12 protein-coding genes are annotated in these 18624 nt (G+C 70.5%); 3 read left to right on the forward strand and 9 right to left on the reverse strand.

The genetic code is table 11. From position 1 onward, the window contains the following. Nucleotides 1–42: 42 nt before the first annotated feature. Nucleotides 43–390, forward strand: coding sequence for a response regulator transcription factor (locus D7Y04_RS33585; protein WP_233601696.1), 348 nt, complete (start codon nucleotides 43–45; stop codon nucleotides 388–390). Here D7Y04_RS33585 and D7Y04_RS33590 read toward each other — a convergent pair. From D7Y04_RS33590 to D7Y04_RS33615, 6 genes are read right to left on the reverse strand one after another with little or no spacing between them, the layout of a single operon-like run. Further along, a complete protein-coding gene (locus D7Y04_RS33590) occupies nucleotides 373–1353 on the reverse strand; it encodes a DUF4438 domain-containing protein (RefSeq protein WP_120598628.1) in 981 nt (326 codons plus the stop codon). The genes D7Y04_RS33585 and D7Y04_RS33590 overlap by 18 nt on opposite strands. Before the next feature lie 16 nt (nucleotides 1354–1369). Further along, a complete protein-coding gene (locus tag D7Y04_RS33595) occupies nucleotides 1370–2467 on the reverse strand; it encodes a hypothetical protein (RefSeq protein ID WP_120598627.1) in 1098 nt (365 codons plus the stop codon). Between the two features lie 59 nt (nucleotides 2468–2526). Next, a complete protein-coding gene (locus tag D7Y04_RS33600) occupies nucleotides 2527–4515 on the reverse strand; it encodes a hypothetical protein (protein ID WP_121761946.1) in 1989 nt (662 codons plus the stop codon). Between the two features lie 21 nt (nucleotides 4516–4536). Continuing rightward, nucleotides 4537–5841 carry a hypothetical protein gene (locus D7Y04_RS33605; RefSeq protein ID WP_120598625.1) on the reverse strand — a complete coding sequence of 435 codons (1305 nt, stop codon included), beginning with the start codon at nucleotides 5839–5841 and terminating at the stop codon, nucleotides 4537–4539. A 36-nt stretch (nucleotides 5842–5877) separates the two neighbouring features. Next, nucleotides 5878–6948: a hypothetical protein gene (locus D7Y04_RS33610; protein ID WP_120598624.1), complete on the reverse strand. Its 1071-nt coding sequence runs from the start codon at nucleotides 6946–6948 to the stop codon at nucleotides 5878–5880. A gap of 42 nt (nucleotides 6949–6990) precedes the next feature. Then, nucleotides 6991–8205 (reverse strand): hypothetical protein, encoded by a 1215-nt coding sequence (locus D7Y04_RS33615; protein WP_121761947.1) that lies wholly within the window; start codon nucleotides 8203–8205, stop codon nucleotides 6991–6993. 112 nt (nucleotides 8206–8317) lie between these two features. Here D7Y04_RS33615 and D7Y04_RS33620 point away from each other — a divergent pair, with 112 nt between their 5' ends. Continuing rightward, on the forward strand, nucleotides 8318–9109 hold the full coding sequence (locus tag D7Y04_RS33620; RefSeq protein WP_121761948.1) for a DNA alkylation repair protein: 792 nt from the start codon (nucleotides 8318–8320) through the stop codon (nucleotides 9107–9109). Between the two features lie 52 nt (nucleotides 9110–9161). Here D7Y04_RS33620 and D7Y04_RS33625 read toward each other — a convergent pair whose 3' ends face one another. Next, on the reverse strand, nucleotides 9162–10472 hold the full coding sequence (locus D7Y04_RS33625; RefSeq protein ID WP_233601697.1) for a hypothetical protein: 1311 nt from the start codon (nucleotides 10470–10472) through the stop codon (nucleotides 9162–9164). 135 nt (nucleotides 10473–10607) lie between these two features. Here D7Y04_RS33625 and D7Y04_RS33630 point away from each other — a divergent pair, with 135 nt between their 5' ends. Beyond that, complete coding sequence (locus D7Y04_RS33630; protein ID WP_121761950.1) at nucleotides 10608–11654, forward strand: hypothetical protein; 1047 nt, start codon at nucleotides 10608–10610, stop codon at nucleotides 11652–11654. A 39-nt stretch (nucleotides 11655–11693) separates the two neighbouring features. Here D7Y04_RS33630 and D7Y04_RS33635 read toward each other — a convergent pair whose 3' ends face one another. Next, a complete protein-coding gene (locus D7Y04_RS33635) occupies nucleotides 11694–16433 on the reverse strand; it encodes a translocation/assembly module TamB (protein ID WP_121761951.1) in 4740 nt (1579 codons plus the stop codon). Beyond that, nucleotides 16430–18607: an outer membrane protein assembly factor gene (locus D7Y04_RS33640; protein ID WP_233601698.1), complete on the reverse strand. Its 2178-nt coding sequence runs from the start codon at nucleotides 18605–18607 to the stop codon at nucleotides 16430–16432. Before D7Y04_RS33640 ends, D7Y04_RS33635 begins: the two co-directional genes overlap by 4 nt. Nucleotides 18608–18624: the final 17 nt, after the last annotated feature.

Here is an 18624-nt window from a genome sequence, read left to right on the forward strand (position 1 = left end):
GCCATGCGGACGCCTCTTCCACCCGGGAGCCATGTCCTGCTCGTGGTCCCCGACCCCGGCGCCCCGGCTGCTCCCCAGGAGCAGAACCGTGTCCTGGCCGGCGAACTCATCCTCAACGGTCAGCGCTACCACCTGGTGCCCGCGGAGCCCTCCACGAGCCCCGCGACGGCGCCCGCGTCCGACGTGCGGTTGCTCACCTCGCGCGAGCTGCAGGTCGTCTCGTGCGTCTGCGCGGGCTGGGGCAACAAGCAGATCGCCACGAAGCTCAACATCAGCGCGTGGACCGTGGCGGCCCACCTGCGGCGCATCTTCGTCAAGCTGGGCGTGGACACCCGCGCCGCCATGGTGTCGCGCTGCCTGGGCGCGGTGTCCCTACCTCCGACCCCGTGACGGCCCGCGCGCCGGCGGCGCCACGCTCTGCCGCAGCCCCAGCACGAGCGCCACGTTGGCCTGGGGCCGGCACACCAGCCGCACGCACTCCCCCGGACAGATGAGCAGCGGCGTCACCCCGGGCCCATGCCCCGCGACCTTGCTGTCCGAATGCACCACCACGCCCACCGTGATGACCCCCGCCCGCCGCGAAGGCCCGAAGCGGTAGTCCAACGGACACACCGCCACCAGGTCGCCCAGGCGGAGCGCATTCAGCCGGTGCTTGCGCACCAACCGCGCGTCCGACAACTGGATGTCCAGGTCCCCCAGCACGCCCTCCGAACGCCCGAACCCCGAACCCATCAGCTCCGCGGGCACCGTGTGCGTCACGGGAACCACCAACCGCCCGCGCTCCGTCCGCACGCCCCATTGCCGAAGCAGCCGGGGTGACAGGTTCAGCGCGCGCACCTGCGGGAAGTCCGGCAGCTCCAGCCCCTGGCCGTACGCATCCAACTGCACGCGGTCGCCAATGCACAGCCGGCGCTTCACCGCGGGCGGGAAGTCCACGATGACGTGGTTGATGCCGCCGTGCTTTCCCACCACGGTGCCCACCGCGCCCCTCGCGGGACCGCTCGTCACGCGCGCGCGGTTGCCCACGCACGCATAGAACATCAGCGCCCGGTTGGAGCCACCGCGTTGGCCGACGTCGTCCTTCCCCGTGTTGTGCAGCGACACACCCGCTTCCATGTGGTCCGCCGCCAGCCCCACCGCGCGGTCTCCCACGCGGCGGTTGAGCACGATGCCGCCGCTGCCCGGCACCAGCCGGGGCACCCCATCCCGGCCCATGCGGTACGGCGACGCGCGCACGACGGGATGGGACACCTGTCCCGCCACCGCCGAGGCCACCATCCGCGACACGTTGGTGCGCGGCGCCGAGGCGGCCCCCATGCCCGCCTCCATCAGGGGATGCAGTGGGAGGTCCATGCCGTGCCTCCCGCCTTCAGCGCAGCGCCGGCGCGGGGCTGGTGATGCCCAGCGTCTGGCGCAGGACGGGCGTCACGCCCCGGAACGACCGGCCATCCGGCGTCATCCGGTACGCGGCGATCCACTCTTCCGCCACCGGGCCCAGCGGCATCACCTCCGTCTGGAAGTCCCTGAAGTCACGCGTCTTGAACGGGTTGTCCGCGACGAAGTTGAGCAGCAGGCGCCCCGCGTCCGCCATCTTCGAGCGCTGCGAAATCTCCCCCGCGCCGCCCAGGTAGCGCTGCGACACCACTTCAATCACGTCCCACTTGGTGTTCGCGTCGAAGGCCTTCTTGATGTCCGGCGTCTCCATCGCGTCGAGGATGGTCTTGAGGTACTCGCCCACCTCCACCGTGAGCGCCAGGATGTTGCCGTAGGTGGCGCGGTCGATCTGCCAGCGGATGTCCGTGCCCAGCCGCTGGATGGTGGCCTGGCTCGCGAAGGGCCGCTCGTTCAGTTGCTGCGAGCCGCGGATGACTTCACCAATGAGCAGGTCGCGGAAGTACTGCGCGATGGCGGACACGAAGGCGATGAACTCGCGGTGGAAGTTGCGGAACATCACCGCGCCCGCCGGCGCCGCCAGGCTGCCGTAGTTGAACGCGCGCCGGTACGCGAGCTGCCGGTCGCGCGGCTTGTAACGCAGCGGTTGGTGCTTCTCCATCAGGTACAGCGCCCGCGCGCCGGGGCCCCGCTGGATGCGCATGCGCCCGTCGTGGAAGAGGCGCAGGAGCACGCCCGCCACCTGGAACACCTTCATCCGTTCGTGCTGGTAGATGTAATAGAGCTCCGCGGTCGCGTGGAGCTGCGTCTCGATGACGGACTCGTCGAAGTCCTGGACGAGCAGCGGCCGGCTGATGGAGTCAAAGGACGGCGCTCCGTCCTTGCCCAACCCCATCAGGTCCGAGAAGAGCGACGCCGTCGAGCCGTCGGAGGCGCTCGCGAGCAGCTCCTCCTCCCGGAGCGAGAGCTGCTTCTGCAGCTCCGTGCGCTGCTCATCCGACGTGACGTTGGAGAGGACTTCCCGCTTCCACTGCGCGAACAGCCGCTGAAGGGCTTCTGCCGTACCGATGCTCATGGCATGCCACCTGGGTCAATGACGTTGAAGGAATGGGTTTCAGGCCCGTGCGTGCGCGCTCATGGCTTGCGAGCGTGGCGGACGTGGCGGCGGGAGTGGCCCGACTTGGCGTGCCCGTTGGGCGGCGCGGGCTGTCCGTCCGAAGCGTGCCGCCCCTTGCCGGAGATGATGCGCTCCACGGCCTTGAGCTGATCCGAGAACGCTGCCTCCAGCTGACGGGCCAGCTCCGGCCCCTGGGCCTCCAGCTGCTGCTTCACGTCCGTCATGATGCGCGCCCGGCTCTTCTCGATGAGCGAGGCCACGTTGTTCAGGCTGGCCCCGTTACCCACCGTGGTTGCGTGTGCCGCCCGCTCGCCCGGCTCCGCTTCCATCGGGTGCTCCACGGCCCCCGGGTTGATGCCTGGCTCCAGGTCCTTCTCGATGCGGTCCAGCGAGACGCGGATCGGCGGAGGCACTGTGAACGGCTCGCCGGTGTTGCAGTGCGCGCCCTCAGGGAAGCCGTACTTGTGGTTCCGGTCGTCCTCGATTTCCTCCGACTGTCCGGGCGCCTCCTGGGTCAGCGTGTTCGCCAGCTCCAGCGAGTCCTCCTCCAGTCCGCACTGCTCCCGGAGGAACGCCGGGCTCACGTTGAAGACGTCCACGTTCGCGTCCAGCTGCTCGATCATGTCCTCGTGGAGGTCCACGCGGTTGCCGCCCGGCACCACGGCCTCGTCGTAGTCCAGCAGGAACAGGTCGATGATCCGGTCGAGGTGGTAGAGCTTGCGATCCAACCGGGCCAGCTCCTTCCAGAACTCCACCGACGTGCTGGGGTCCATCAGCAGGTCCTCGATGAGCTCCTGGGTGTCGTTGCGATCCCTGAACTTGTCGTTCAGCGCCTGCTCCTTGCCCGTCAGGTCCCGGAAGGTCAGCGGGACGGGGAGCACCAGGTTGAGCAGCCGCGCCCCGGCGTTGGGCCGGTCGAACGCGTCGATGAAGAGCGTGAGCGCTTCCGTGAAGGCGGCCAGGGGCGCGGAGGCTCCCTGGACCTTCGCGTTCAACGCGACGCCCCGGCTGCTGCCGCCGGAGTTGGAGAAGCCGGTGGTGGACGTGTCCAGCAGGCTGCCGGCCACGTCCCGCAGGCGCCGCAGCTGGATGAGCTCCACGGGCACCGCCGACGCGATGCCACGCATGTCCTCCGAGTTCTGCCGGGGCGTGTGGTTCAAGAGCACGTCCAACAACCGCGACATGGCATCCGGCCGGACGATGGCGCGCAGGTCCGACTGCCCCCGGGCGCGCAGCTGATCCAACAGCTTGCCGTAGGACGCCTGGCCGTCACCCCAGTCGTCGTAGCCCTCCTGGATGGAGGTGGCGGTGAGCTGCTCCAGTGAGTTGATGAGCGCCTCGCGGCGCTGGCGCAGGTCCTGGAGCGCCACCTGGAACACCGTGCCGCCCTTGTCGAAGCCGGCGCGGAAGAGCGCCTCGCCCGCCAGGATGCGCAGGAGCGTGGCGTTGTCGTCGATGGTCGCCGCGAGCCGGCCGAACTCCTGGACCACCGTGGGGTTCACCATCCCCACCAGGCGCGCCACGCGCGCGGTGTCCCCCAGCTTGCGGATGGAATAGAAGGCCCGGTCGCGCGACACGGGGTCCACCGCCATGTTCGCCGCGGCCTCGCCCTCGTCCAGCTCCGCGAGGATGGAGTCTCGCCAGCCGCACATCGGTGCCTTGAAGTCGCGGTTGGAGGCCAGGTTCACCGCGATCTCCAGGTCGTCCACCAGCGCCTTGCGCTCCTGGCGGAACCTCCGCTGGCCCGGCGAGTCCAGGGTGCCATTCATCATGGCCATGACCGGCTCGGGCGTGGCCGAGACGCGGATGGGCTGGCCACTGCTCTCGTCGTCCAGGCGCGCGGCCGTGGTCGGGTAGAGCTTGCGCAGCGCGTACACCACCGCCTTGGGGTCACGCGCGTCGGACACACCGAGCTGACGGCGCAGGAACTCGTCGAACTTCGACTTCGCGCTCGAGGCCAGCTCGATGGATGCGCCGGGGCTTCTCCCCTTCACGTTCTCGTACATCGTCCCTCCCTTGAGGTCCTGTCATGCGGCCAGGGTGACGCCCACGCCCGGCGTCCGCGCGTTCCGCGTGCCGAGCTTCACCAGATGATTGAGCACCGTCCGAGAGATGCGCTCGGGCGGGGCCAGCCTCCGTTCGAGCGCCTCGCGGCTGGCGCTCACCACGTGGCGCGGCGGCAGCCCCGGCGGGATGTGCCCGCGCGCCAATGACTCCGCGCCCCGGTCGATGCGCTCCTGATCCGACGGCCAGAAGGGCACCACGTCCACCAGCGCGCGCTGCGCCAGGCCCCGGCGGGGCTGGAAGGCAATCTCATCCACGACATGGGGGATGAGCCGCGCCGCCGTGACCAGGAGCAACTTGGGGATGCGCGCGTAGGGCAGCCGCGAGCGATACAGCCGGTCCCAGTTGTCGCGCACGTCACATGCCCGGCGCTGGAAGCCCATGCGCCGGAGCATCTCCGCCTGGATGAACACACGCAGGAACGGCGTGGGGTGCGCGCTGAGCGGATGGAACGTCAGCACCCGTGACGCCGGGTACGCGAGGAAGTCCTTCATCGAGTGCACCGACGCGGGCCCCCCGAGCAGGCACGCGATGAGGTCCGCGAAGATCTCCTTGTGCCAGCGGCCCCACAGGCGCGTGAGCCATGGGTTGCCGGTGGCGTGCAGCACCCTCCGCTGGAGTGCCACCTGCGTCTCCTGCCAGACGCCCAGGTCCGCCTGCAGGTTGTGGCCGATTTCATGGAGGATGACGCCCATGCCCCATGGAGCCTCCACGCGCTCGTAGGGCACGCGGATGAGCGGGAAGGGGTTGCGCTCCCCGAGCAGCCGGCTCAGCAACACGCCGCGCCGGAAGGTGGCCGGGGAGAAGCCGTGCTCCAGGTAGGTGAGCGGCTTGAGCATGGGGCCGTCCATCAGACCCGGCGCGGCCTGGCGCACGGCCTGGAAGCAGTCCACCGCGATGGCGTCGCAGGCCGCCAGCGCCGGCGCGAACCGAGTGCCCCGCTGGCTGAAGACGTCGAAGAAGAGGCCGTAGGCGCGGCGGGCGCGGTCGATTTCACGCTCCAGCAGCGCGTTGCGCTCCAGCACCTCGCCAGGCGCGAGAGGGGCGTCGCCCAGCCGGCCGTTCAGCCGCGACAGGGCGCGGCGCACGTCGCGGTCGATTTCTCCCAGGCGCGCGTTGGCCGCGGCGAAGTGCGCGGCGGAGGGGGCGTAGGGGACGTCCCGGGGCCGGATGCCCACGTCCTGCGGCGTGAGGCGCGACAGCCGCCCCGCCCGGAACGTGATGCTCTGGACCTTGGCCCGCAGGAACCGCTGAAGCGTGTCCGCCATGTGCCCGCCTCCCCCTTGCCGCTCACGCCCCCTGGTTCACCGCACGATGACGCGCACCGGCCCCCGCAGCGTGACGGTCCGCAGCCGGCGCAGGCCGGTGCCTCCCATCATGGGATTCACCCGGCCGCGAGGCCCCGTCCGGCGCAGGCCCGCGCGCGCCCGGAGCTGCCGCACGGCGGCGCTCGTCCGGGCCAGGCGGCGCACCACGCGCGGGCTGGAGATGACGCGCCCGCCGATGCGGCGGAGCATCCGCGGCACCGCCTGGGGGCTCGCGCCCTGCTGGCGCACCAGCCGCGTCACCTGACGCACCACGCGCGTCACCGCCGGCAGGGCCCGCGGGCCGTAGCGCTGGCTGATGCGCGAGGCGAGCTGCGTCGTCATCTGGCCCACCGCGCGTCCCAGCGCCCGGGCCTGTTGGGGCGACTGCCGGCGGCGCGCGGGAGACATGGTGGAGCGGACCACGTGCCGCGCCGCCAGCCCGCCCAGCACGCGGTTGAAGGCGTCCATGTCCTCGTCGTTGGCGTAGTCCCCGGCGGCGTCCGCGAAGGCGTCCATCGCGTCCGCGCGGAGCAGCCCACCCAGGCTGCGGCCAATCTCCTGGCCCGCGATGCCGCCCAGCCGGGGCGCGGCCTGACGGATGAGCCTCATGGCGATGGGCATGGCCCTGCGGCGGATGCGCTGGAAGGTGGGCCCGGCCACGGTGGCCAACCGGCGCGCACCGGCCGCCAGGCGGCGGAGGAACTCGTCCTCGTCCTGGGCGTCCATCGCGTCCGCGAAGGTGTCCTCCAGGGCGTTGGGGTTGTCCGTCTCGAAGCCTTCGGCCTCGAAGCCCTCCTCCATGGGGGTGGGGTTCTCCTCGAAGCCTTCGGCCTCGAAGCCCTCCTCCATGGTGGTGGGGTTGTCCTCGAAGCCCTCGCCCTCGAAGGGGTCCTCCATGGTGGTGGGGTTGTCCTCGAAGCCCTCGGCCTCGAAGCCCTCCTCCATGCCTTCGCCCTCGAAGGGGTCGTCCATGCCCTCGTCCTCGAAGCCCTCCTCGCCCTCTGCCAACAGGTCGGACATCTCGTCGCCCTGGCTCGAAAACTCCTCTTCGAAAGGCTGCGGTTGCATGGGTACTCCTCCTTGTCCTGAAGACTTCGTGAGTGGATCGACCTAGGCGCGGCGGACGCTCGCGGCGCTGACCGCGGCGACGGGAATGCGGCGCAGCAACTGCCGCCGGGCATGCACCCGCCGCGCGGCCAGGCGCGGCGGGACGACGCCCATCGCGGGCATCTGGACCGCGCGCGTGATCACCCGGCGCCCCGCGCCCTGCACCACCCTCGGCAGGGCGGTGATGGCGCCGCCCGTGCCGCGCAGGCGCAGGTTTCCCGCCGCCAGCCGGGCGATGAGGCGCATCAGCCGCAGCCGCCTGCCCGAGGTGCCCGGCACCTGCTGGGCGAGCCGCATCAGGAGCTGCTCCACGCCGCGCGTGCGAGCCCGCAGCACGCCCTGCGCGGCGCCACCGAGCGTGGTGCTCATGGGCACCGCCTGCCGCGCCACCACCCGCGCCGCGAGCCCCGCGCCCAGCGGCAGGGCCACGGCGGGCGGCACCTGCCGCGCATCCGCCATGTCCGCGAGCGCATCCAGCGACGCGTCGTCATCCGCGCCGTCGCCGCGCAGAACAGAGGACGCGATGCGCCCGCCCACGCCTGGAATCAGGCCACCCACCGCCCCCGCGAGCGCACCGCGCAATCCCTGTCCCCGCAGCAGCCCCTGCGCCGCGCCAATGCCCGCCGCGACGACGCGCCCCCACGGCCCCGCGAGCCCCGCCACGCGCTGGACCACCGGCAGCGCGCGGGCAATCAGCGGACCCGCTCGGCGCAGCGCCGCGGCCCCCAGCTGGCCCGCCCGCCGCACTCCCCGGGCGATGCCGCGCGCGGCGCTGCGGATGCGCCGGGTGACGCGGCGGAGGAAGGCCTCGGAGTCATCCGCGTCCATGGACTCCAGCACGAAGGGGTTGAGCGTCCGCGCGAGCGTCACCGCGGCGGGACCCGACACGAGGCGGTTGCTGGTGGCCGGCATGAACAGACCGCTGGCCGGGCTCGCCTCGAACCCGTCGAAGCCGTCGTCCTCCAGGAAGGCGTCCTCCGCCTCGGCCTCGGCGAACAGCTCCTCGAAGCCGTCATCCTCGAAGCCCGAGGGCTCGAAACCCGACGGCTCGAAGCCCGACGGCTCGAAGGGGTCCGCCTCGAAGCCCTCCGCCTCGAAGCCCTCCAGGTCGCTGAACTCGTCCGCCAGGTCCTCCAACTCCTGGAGGGCATCCGGTCCCTCCCAGGCGTCCATGGCGTCGAGGGACTCCACATCGGACATGTACTCAGCGCTGGTCATCGCTTCCCCCTCGCAGGTGAGACCTCCACCCTTCACGGGCCGCAAGTTGGAGAAGGGACACGGAGAGTGACAGTCACTCGTTTGGACTAGTGCTGGCAGAATCCCGCGCGACATGACCTTCGAAGAGACGATGCGGGAGCTGGAGCGGCTGGGCACGGCGCAGACGCGGAAGACCTACCTGCGGCACGGGGCTCCAGAGCCTGTGTCCGGTGTGAACTTCGGTCCGTTGGGGGTGTTGAAGAAGCGCATCGGCACGGACGGAGCGCTCGCCCGGGCGCTCTGGGCGTCCGGCCACACGGAGGCGCGGTTCCTGGCGACGATGGTGGTGGACGCGCCCGAGATGCCCTGGAAGGAACTGGACGCCTGGGCGAAGGGGCTGGACTGGTACGGGCTCACGCCCGTCTTCGTGGCGAACGTGGTGCTGCGTTCACCGCACGCGGTGAAGGCGCTGACGTGGACACAGTCGAAGTCCGAATGGGTGGGGCAGGCAGGGTGGCAGAGCCTGTCCGCGCTGCTCACGAAGACCGCGCTGCTCGCCGGGGAGGACCTGCTGCCTTGGCTGAAGCGGATTGAACAGGAGCTGCCGGGCGCGAAGAACCGCGTCCGCGAGGCGATGAACGGCGCGCTCATCGCGGTGGGCGGCTCCTCCGGAGGCGCGGTCCAGGCCGCGGCGCTCGCGACGGCGAAGCGGCTGGGCAAGGTGGAGGTGGACCAGGGCGACACGGCCTGCGAGACGCCGGATGCCACCCAGTACATCCTGAAGATGCAGGCCCGGAAGGACGCGAAGGCCAAGGCCCCGGCCAAGAAGCCCGCTGCCAAGAAGGCTCCGGCCAAGAAGGCCGCGGCAAAGAAGGCCCTGGCCAAGAAGCCCGCGGCCTCCAAGCGCACGCGGGCCCGGGCCTGACCTGGCGCGTGCGCCCGGCATGGAGGCCGGGCGCACGGTACAACTCACCGGCTCAGTTCTTCACGCACGCGGCCTGGCCACCCGCGTCCTTGTACGTCTTCACGCGCTTCACCAGGTTGCCGCCGTCCGTCTCCGGCGTGGTCTGCTCGTAGTTGCCCGCGCCGAAGAGCATGCCCACGCCGCCCGCGGCGGCCACTTCGCCCGGGTGCGTGAGGAAGTAGTCCACGCGGTTGTCGCGCCACTTCTGGTTGCTGTTGGGCAGGGACATGTTGCCCACCGGCAGCTGCCACCAGATGTGCGGCTTGCCCAGCCGCGTGGAGACGGCCTTCGCCCAGGTGAAGGCCTGGGTGAAGTGCGGCAGCTTGCGGTTCTCCGGATCCCACCAGGCCGCGCTGCCCGTCGTCTTCTCGTACCAGCCCGCGTCGCGGTCGGACGCCTCCACCGTGACGAAGTCCGTGTCGCCCGCGCCCACGGACAGGAGGAAGTCCGCGACCTTGTTCGCCTCGCCCGCCACGTCGAACGACGCATCCGTGTTCTGGGACACGTCCGTCTTCGTCGCCCACGCGCTCGCGTGCAGGCCCACCTTCGCGTTGGGCGCGTACTTGCGCACCATGGCGATCATGCACTTGCCCAGGCCCGCCCCGTTGTTCTCCTGGCTGCCGCAGTCCGTGGGGTTCGCCGCCTTCACCGCGGCCGGCGTGGACTGCGCCTTGCCGTCCTTGGGGAAGAACTGGAGGTAGGCCCACATGTCCGGCTCGATTTGCAGCAGCGCCTTCTCCTGGCCCACCTGCTTCAGCAGGAAGCGCCAGTCCGCGAGGTAGCGGCCCAGGAACGCCGAGTCGTTGAGCGCCTTCAGCTGCTGTTCGCCCTCCGTGTAGCCGCTGGCCTGGAAGGCTTCGTAGTAGGTGATGAAGGGAATCTGCCCGTTCGCCTGCGCGGCCTTGATGAAGTCGCGCACGTAGGCACCGGGCGGGTCCTGGTCGTACTGCCAGCAGCCCCACCAATTGCAACTGCCGCCGGCGCACGACTTGCCCTCGGACGTGCATCCAGACGCGCACGAGTTGCACGCGTCCTTCGAATCGAACAGGCCCGCCGCGATGTAGAGGTAGCGCACGTCGAAGGGCGCGGCCTTCGCGGTGTCGTCCTCCATCTGCGCGCCCACCAGCACCGTGCTCTTGCCCAGCGTGGTGAGGAACTTCGCGCCCAGGCACTCCGAGCCGTCGCCCGGCGTCACCCCGGGCCCATCCGTGCCCGGCCCGGGCTCACCACCCGGCTCACTCGAATCCGAACAGCCCGCTACGGCCAGCAGGCCCGCGGCGAGGAACGGCCAACACTTCCGACGAAACAGGGCAGGGGTCCGCATGATGTCCAGAACTCTACTCCGCCCCCGTCCTCCCATGCCCCTTGCCGCTGGGAGCTTTTCCTAGCCTTGCCGGAAAGTCTTGAGTCACGCTCGCCCCACCGGCCCACAGCCGGCCTACCCCCCGAGGTGTGCGTGATGAAGCTCCGTTTGTGCGTGCTGCTGGTACCCGCGCTGCTGGCGGCCGGCTGCGGTCCCCTGGAGGAAACCCCCGAGCCCGTCATCGACGAGCTGACCGGGCAGGTGCTCCAGGAGGCGACGACGAAGTACGACATGCACCGCCTGTTGGAGGACTCGGACGTCACGGGTGGGGCGGGCATCACGCCGGCGCAGGTGCAGGCGTTCCTCCAGCAGCAGGGCTCGTACCTGGCGGGCTACACGGACCCGGCCTACGGCAAGACGGCGGCGACGCTCATCGTGGAGCGCTCACGCGCGAGCAACATCAGCCCGCTCTACATGCTGGCGCGCATCCAGGGCGAGTCCAGCCTCATCCAGAGCGGCACGTCCACCAACCTGAGCAAGGCCACGGGCTGTGGTTGTCCGGACGGCAGCGGCTGTGATGCGCAATACGTGGGCTTCGGCAAGCAGGTGGAGTGCGGTGCGAAGAAGATGCGCGGCTACCTCACCGACCTGGAGGCGGGCCGGGCCACCATCTCCGGCTGGAAGACGGGCGTGACGAAGTCCACGTCGGACCCGTGCTCGGTGAAGCCGGTGAACCACGCCACCGCGGCGCTCTACACGTACACGCCCTGGGTGGGCGCGTACGCCATCCAGTGCGGCCGCACCACGGTGGGCGGCTCGTCGCTGATGGCGTCCATCTACAACCGCTACAAGACGGCGTACGCGTGGACGCTCACCTCCACGGAGGGCTGCTTCTCCGGCACGGTGGACGCCACGGTGCCGGAGGGCTCGTGCGTGCAGAGCTCGTCGGACGCGCTGTGGCGCCAGTGCTCGCAGGGCGTCTTCATTGGCGGCACCACCGCGAAGCCGTCCAACTGCAACGTGTCCTTCCCGTTCTGCGCCTCCACGCGCCTGGGCAGGAGCGTGCCCCTGCGCACCTGCGTGCAGGTGAGCAGCACCCTCTGGCAGCAGTGCGGAGCGGAGGGGACGTGGCGGGACGCGCCGGGCGCGGGCAGCACGGGCGTGGGGCCCATGGGCACGTGCTACGCGGCGTATTCGCTGTAGGGCAGTCCACCGCCGCCCGGACGCGCTACGTCCGGGCGGTCAGTATTCCTTGGTCCAGATGAGGTCCAGGCCGCCGGAGCGCGCGTCGCCGTACATGCCTTCCAGGCTCCAGCGCGGGCTGAAGAGGTACTGGAAGCGCACGGCGTTGGCGTTCTCACCCTTCTGGAGGTTGGCGCCCACGCGGCCGGTGTAGCCCACGTAGATCTTGTCCGTCACGTACGTGCCCACCTCCAGCTTGGTGCCGGCGATGCCGCTGTCACCCGCTTCGATGGAGAGCACGTCCAGGGGCAGCTTCGCGGCAATGGCCTTGCGCGCCTCGTTGGCGACGAACGAGCCCACCACCGACGCCGCCTGCGCGCCCGCGTTCATGGACGCACCGGAGCCGCGCTCCAGCGTGCGGCGGCCGGTGGCGAGCAGCGTGTAGATTTCAGACTCCGGCAGGGCCGGGTCGCTGGTCGTCTTCAGCGTCACTTCCTTGCCCTGGCCGCGCACGGTGACGAAGACGGTGACGTTCGCGTTGTCGTTGCGGTGCTCGGCGGTGACGTTGATGTACGGCATCATCACGGGGCCGGTGAAGCGCACCTGGCTGTCGCGCTGCACGTCGAAGCGGCGGCCCAGCACGTCCACGCGGCCCAGCAGCACCATCACCTCGCCGAACATGCGCGCCTCGTTGGCGTACTCGACGCGGAAGCCCTCGGACAGGCCTAGCTGGACGTTGAGGTCCGTGCCGCGCACCCACAGGTTGCGAGGCGCGTTGATGTTCACCCAGAACTGACGCTGCGGGGGGCCCTCGTCCTCGCCATCCTCCGCCAGGGTCTCCTCTTCCGCCTGCGACGTGGGGCCGCCCGCGCCGCCGCTGCCCAGCGTCGACTCCGGGTTGCCGGGCATGCCGGGCGAGTCCGGCGCGTTGCGCGGGTCCTGCGCCTTCGGCGACGTGGCCACCTGCGTGGGCGCCTTCTCCTTCTTCTTGCGCTTGTCCACCGGCACGCCGTTGCGGACCATCACCACGTCCACGGGGCGCTCCAGGGGTTGCAGGTCCTTGCGCTTGGCCTCCGGCAGTTCGACGTGCGCCTCCGGGATGGACAGGTCGCTGATGTTCACCAGCCGCTCGGTGAGGCTGCCCTTCATGGACAGGTTCAGCGTCAGGAGGGCCATGAGCTGGTCCTCCACCACGATGGGCAGGTTCTTGGTGTGGCCCTTGCCCTCCAGCACGAACTCGCCGCTCTTGCCCTGGCGGTTCGCGGTGGCCGTCAGCTCCAGCGTGCCGTTGCCGGACTTCGCGGTGAGCTTCTTGAGGTCGATTCGCTCCTGCGACGCGTTCAGCGCGAGCTGGATGTCGTGGTACTCGCCGAAGCCCTGCAGCCCCAGCCGGCCGTCCTTCCACTGCAGGTCGCCCTTGAAGGTGGGCGCGCCCACGGTGCCGCCCAGGTTCGCGTCCGCCTGCATGATGCCGCCCAGCGAGCGCACGTACGGGGAGATGCCGGAGAGGAACGTCGGGTCGAAGCGGCGCGCGCGCAGCGACACCTCCACCGGCGCCCGCTCCGCCTTCTTCGCCGGCCCCTGCGCGGACTGGAACGCGGGCAGGGACAGGTCCAGGTCCATGGTGCCGCCCAGGAGCAGCGACCCGCCGCCGGGCGCGGTGAGCATCGCGTCGAAGAGGGACTTCGCCTGGGAGTAGGAGTAGTGCAGCCGCGCCTGGCCCAGCGCCGTCTGCGCGACGCCCAGGCCCTGCATGCCCGCGTTCAGCTCCAGCTCCGGAGCCTCCGGCGTGCCGCGCGCCACCAGCTCCATGGACAGCACACCCTGCGGCCCGCGGTTGCCCTGCGCCGGCTCCACCGCCATGCCGGGAATCTCACTCAGGGGCACGGGCCCCACGCGGCCCTTCATCCGGAAGGGCACGCGGCTGACCACCTCGCGGTCCTGGAGCGCGGCCAGCGGCGCCAGCACGCGCGCCTCCAGCGTGGCCAGCGGCCCGTTGGGGCGCTGCACGTCCAGCGTCAGCTTCACGTCTTCAGTGCCCGCCAGCGCCAGCGCGGTGCCGTTGAGGGGCGGCAGGCCGTTGGCGGTGACGCCCTTGGCCTGCATCTCCACGCGGCCCTGCGGCGCGAGCGCGGAGCCGTTCACGTCCGCCTTCAGCGTCACCGTGCCGCCCGGCTTGTCCACGCCCTCCGCGCCCTGGAGCAGCGTCAAGGGCAGCTCCGCCACCAGCGCCTCCAGGTGCAGCGGCGCCTCCAGCGCCTGCGCGGGCGTGGGCGTGTTCGCGATGACGCCGCCCAGCGTGAAGGGCGTCTTCACCAGGACGTAGGCCTGCGGCGCCACGCCCTTCACGTCCATCCGCGCGCTCAGCGTGGCGTCGTTCGCGTCGGAGTTCGCGTGCAGCTCGAAGCCCAGCGCCTTCGCGAAGAGGGCCTCTGGCCGGCCGGGGTAGCGCAGGTCCGCGCCCACCACCTTCAGGTCCAGGCGAGGGTCCTTCGCGGAGCCGTCCACCACCAGCGTGCCGGTGACCTGACCGGAAGGGCCGGGCGGCTGGTTCGCCAGCTTCAGCACCTCCGCGACGTCCAGCTTCTCCAGGTTCACCGTCAGGGACAGCGGCTCGTTGCGCCGGCGCAGCACACCCTGCACGGGCACGTCGAACTTGGAGGACACGCGCGCCGCGTTCAGCTCCGCGCCCAGCGTGCCGGTGGCGCGGTCCTTCACGTACTGCGCCTTCACCTGGAGCCCCAGGCCCTCGTAGCCGCGCGCCTTGCCGTCCGCCAGCGTGAGGTCCACGTCCGCGTCCGGCCGCGCCATCCGGCCCTTCGCCGCGACATGGCCGGACAGCGTGCCGCCCAGGCCCAGGTCCTCCGGCACCGCGATGCGCGGCAGCTTCGACAAGTCGAAGGCGCCCATGTCGATGCGCGCGTCCACGCGCTCGCCATCCTTCACCGCGGCGATCTTCAAGGTCTGCGGCCCCGACGCGAGCGCCAGCGGCGGAGCCAGCGCGATGCGACCGCCACCGAAGGCCAGGTGCGTGGGCTGCTGGAGCGTCCAGGTGGCCTCCGGCCAGGACAGCGAGAAGGCGCGCATGGCCAGCCCCTCGTTGTCCTCATCCACCGTGCCCTCCACGCCCAGCGCGAGCTTCGCGTCGCCGTCCACGCGCACGCTGGCCTTCAGCTCGCGGTTCTCGTCGGTGGTGAGCGCCAGCGACAGGTCGCGGAACGTCTTGCCCGCGGTCTTCAGCTCGCTCACCAGCACGGTGGCGTCGGTGGTGAGCGGACGCGTGACGTCCGGCACGCTCGCCTTGAGCGACAGGTCCTGGATGGCGATGTCGCCGTAGTTCAGCGCCACGAAGTTGCCGTCCGCCTTCACCCCTGGAGAGCGCGGCGGCCCCTTCACCTGGAGCTCCAGCGAACCGCTGCCGGACATGGGCGGCACGGTGCCGCCGGGCAGCAGCTTGTCGAGCGCCTGAGACAGCAGCTTCAGGTTGCCCGCGGACAGGCTGCCGCGAGCCTCCAGTGCCTTCGAGGTGCCTTCGCCAGACGCGACGAACGCCGCGCCCGGCATCATCACGCGCAGGTTGGCCACGTTGTAGCGGCCGTCCTTGGCGCTGGCCTTCATCTCGATGGGGCCCACCGACTGGCCCCGGAACTCGGACGGAGTCACCGTGAGGGCCACGTCGCCGTCCAGCGTCTCCACGCTGTCGCCACCGCCGTGCGCGATGAGGTCCGCGGCGATGTTGGTGGGGATGCCGTTCTCCATCAGCTCCGCCAGGTTGACCCCGCGCGCCTTCACGGTGGTCTCCGAGGTGCGGAACGTCTTGAGGTTCACGTCGCCCGTGAGGTCCAGCGTGGCCTTGCCCGCGGACGCGCCCAGCTGGGCCTTCGCGAGGTCGCCGTCCATGGACGCGGTGCCCTTCGCTTCAATGGGCACCACCAGCGGGTAAGCGGGCACGAAGGCCTTCACCGGCTCGGGCGGCACGGCCAGCCGGCGCAGCTCCACGGCCGCGGCTGTCTCGCCGGTCTGCTTCGCGCCCAGGTCCGCCTCGATGCCCGCGAGCCCCAGCTGCGCGTCCACCTGGCGCACCACGTCCTTGCCCTGGCCCTTGAGCACCAGCCGCACCGGGCCCTTGAGGGGAAGGGTGAGGCCGCCCGTGGCCTGCAGGTCCGCGGCGAAGTCCATGTCCGCCAGCGCGTAGTGGCCCTCGCCCTTCGCGCCCAGCTCCTCCAGGCGCACCTGTCGCTCGCCGCCGTCCGGCAGCTCCTGCTGGAAGTCCACGTAGCCGTGGCTCAGCTCGAAGTCCTTGAGGTGGATGCGCAGGGCGCTCTTGCTCTCAGTGGGAGGCTCCTCGGGCTTGGGCTCCCGGGGCTCCAGCGCGCGCATCACGTTGAGGCCGCGCTCGTCCTGCACCAGGTACAGGCGGGGCGTCTCGATGCGGACCTTGGTCAGGTCCACCTTCTGTCCCAGCAATGGAGACAGGTTCAGCCGCGCCTCCACGCGGGCGATCTCCGCCGCCAGGTCACCTTCCGGCGTGTAGAGCTTGATGCCGGTGAGGACCGCGCCGTTGAAGTCCAGGTCGAACCCGCCCAGCTCCAGCCTGCCCGCGAACTGCTTGTTCGCCAGGTCCACGCCGAAGCGGGCGATGCGGGCGGACCCGCCGGGACTGGTGGCGTACACGAGCGCGCCCACCACCAGCAGGACGATGAGTCCCAGGAAGCCAAGCAGGCCCCACAGCAGCCGCCGTCCCCAGCGCTTGCGCCGTTGGGGCGGGGCGGAGGGGGCGGGGGTCGTGGGTTCGCTCAAAACGCCTCTCCGATGGAGATATGGACCGCGCAGAGCCCTTCCGGGGCACCCGCGAACGCTGCTTCAGCGGAGGTCGAGGTCTTGTCGAACTTGCGTCCGAAGCCCAGGCATCCACCAGAGGACGGATAGATGTACCCGGGATCGCTGACGGGCAATCCCCGCCCGATGTTCAAGCGCCTGGCGATGTCCAGTCGGATGGGGCCCACCACCGTCAGGTAGCGCAGGCCGGCGCCCAGCGCGTGGTAGTGCTCGGGACCGAACAGCTTGGGTGCGTTCTTGCCGAACAGCGCCTCCGTGCCCACGAGGCCGGAGTCATAGAAGATGGCGACCATCAGGCTGTCCGTGAGCATGTAGCGCAGCTCCACGGAGCTCTCGAAGAGGCTGTTGCCGCCCACGGGCACCGTGTCCCAGGAATCCAGGATGGGGTTGCCGCTCGCGTCCAACAGGATGTTGCCGTCGTCGTCCTTCTTGTAGGTCGGCGCGAGCGGCGTCATCGGGGACAGCCGCTGGCCGTTGAAGCCGCGCATCGCGGTGGCGCCGCCGGAGAAGAAGCGGGTGACGATGGAACTCTGCCCGCCGCCCGCCGGATCCAGCGTGCCCGCGCGCAACTTCACCGCGAGCGTCAGGTCCTTCTTGTCTCCAAGGGAGTGGTAGTAGCGCAGGTCCGGAAGCAGCCGGACGTACTGGTACTGCCCGAAGAAGGGGCCGCCGCCCTTCTGGATGGAGAAGCCCACGTAGTAGCCGTCGCGCGGCTCGGTGCGGTCGTCTCTGCGGTCCCAGGCGAACGCAATCTCCAGGAAGCTCAGCGCCTGGTCGCATGTGTTTTTCTCGTTCGTGTTCTCGCAGCCGAGCGTGATGGGCGGGACGCCCTCTTCCAGGCTCACCTGTCCCTTCAGCCGGTAGAGCTGCAGGTTGTACGAGGGGAAGACGGAGAAGGACGGGTGGGGCGTCCAGATGATGCCGGTCTTCAGATAGCCGCCGTAGAACGAGTAGGCCTGCTGGAGCCCCTTCTCCGCGGTGACGGAGGCCTGCAGGGCCACGTCGCGGAAGAGGAAGCGCGGCTGCTCGAACTCCGTGGTGAAGGTGAAGACGGGGTCCTCATCGGAGCCCTCGTCGTCGCGGAGGCTCGCCAGCACGTTGGGGATGAACGCGTAGCCCAGGCGTCCGCGCAGCGTGAGCCTTCGCAGGCCGCCGCGGAAGTTGCGGTTGGACCACTCGCCCAGGATGCGGCCTTCCTGCCGCGCGGCATCCACGCCGATACCGCCGCCCAGCTTGATCGAGTGGAAGGGCGACTCGCGCACGTCCACCACCACCGGCACCGTGGCGTTCTGCCGGTCCGGTGCGCCCCGGTTCACCTTCACCGCGCCGAACACGCCCATGCGGAAGACGCGCGCCTGCGCCTCCGCCAGCGCCGCTTCGCTGAAGTAGGCGCCCTTGATGACCGCGCCCTGCGCCTGCTCGATGATGCGGCGGGGCGGCACCTGCGGGTTCGCGTCCGTGGCGATGAAGATGTTGCCGAAGCGGTAGCGCAGGCCCGGGGCAATCTGCAGGTCCACCACGGCCTTCTGCGTGGCCACGTCCACGCGCACCTCGCCGCCGACCTCCGCTTCCGCGTACCCCAGGTCCTTGAGCCGCTGGAGCACCAGGTCCTTGGTGGTCGCCCACGTCTCCTCGCGGAACACGTCGCCGGTCTTCACCGGCAGCTCCTCCAGGATGCGCTCCCGCTCGCGCTGAGACGGGTGGTCCGGCCCCTGACCCAGGGACTCCAGGCCGTGCGTTTCAATGCGGTCGATGAGGGTGGGCGCGCCCTCGTTGACCACCACCTTGAGGCGCACGGCCTTGTCGCCGTCCGGGATGACCTCGTTGGACTCCACCTGCGCCTGGTAGAAGCCCTCCGCCTGGTAGAAGCGCTCGATGCGGCGCAGGTCCGCCTGCCACGCGTTGGTGTCGAAGTAGTGCGCCTTGCCGAAGGGCCAGAACGCGTACCAGGGCGTGGAGGACGTGAGGATGCGGTCCTTGATGTCCCCGTCGTCCACCTTCTTCGTCCCCTCGATGTCCAGGGACTTCACCTTGGGGCCGGTGGGCTGATTGGAGGTGGTGGCACATGCCGTCAGCAGCACGGTCAGCGCGAGGGGCACGGCGGAGCGGAATCGGAGGAGTCGGACGTCGGCCACGCCACGTTTCTTACCGG

The organism is Corallococcus sp. AB038B (assembly GCF_003668955.1).
Lineage (GTDB): Bacteria > Myxococcota > Myxococcia > Myxococcales > Myxococcaceae > Corallococcus > Corallococcus exiguus.

Excerpts from the sequence above, each read along its gene's own strand:
- D7Y04_RS33590 (WP_120598628.1), bottom strand. The coding sequence starts at position 1,353 with ATGGACCTCCCACTGCATCCCCTGATGGAGGCGGGCATGGGGGCCGCC.
- D7Y04_RS33595 (WP_120598627.1), bottom strand. The coding sequence starts at position 2,467 with ATGAGCATCGGTACGGCAGAAGCCCTTCAGCGGCTGTTCGCGCAGTGG.
- D7Y04_RS33600 (WP_121761946.1), bottom strand. The coding sequence starts at position 4,515 with ATGTACGAGAACGTGAAGGGGAGAAGCCCCGGCGCATCCATCGAGCTG.
- D7Y04_RS33605 (WP_120598625.1), bottom strand. The coding sequence starts at position 5,841 with ATGGCGGACACGCTTCAGCGGTTCCTGCGGGCCAAGGTCCAGAGCATC.
- D7Y04_RS33610 (WP_120598624.1), bottom strand. The coding sequence starts at position 6,948 with ATGCAACCGCAGCCTTTCGAAGAGGAGTTTTCGAGCCAGGGCGACGAG.
- D7Y04_RS33615 (WP_121761947.1), bottom strand. The coding sequence starts at position 8,205 with ATGACCAGCGCTGAGTACATGTCCGATGTGGAGTCCCTCGACGCCATG.
- D7Y04_RS33620 (WP_121761948.1), top strand. The coding sequence starts at position 8,318 with ATGACCTTCGAAGAGACGATGCGGGAGCTGGAGCGGCTGGGCACGGCG.
- D7Y04_RS33625 (WP_233601697.1), bottom strand. The coding sequence starts at position 10,472 with ATGCGGACCCCTGCCCTGTTTCGTCGGAAGTGTTGGCCGTTCCTCGCC.
- D7Y04_RS33630 (WP_121761950.1), top strand. The coding sequence starts at position 10,608 with ATGAAGCTCCGTTTGTGCGTGCTGCTGGTACCCGCGCTGCTGGCGGCC.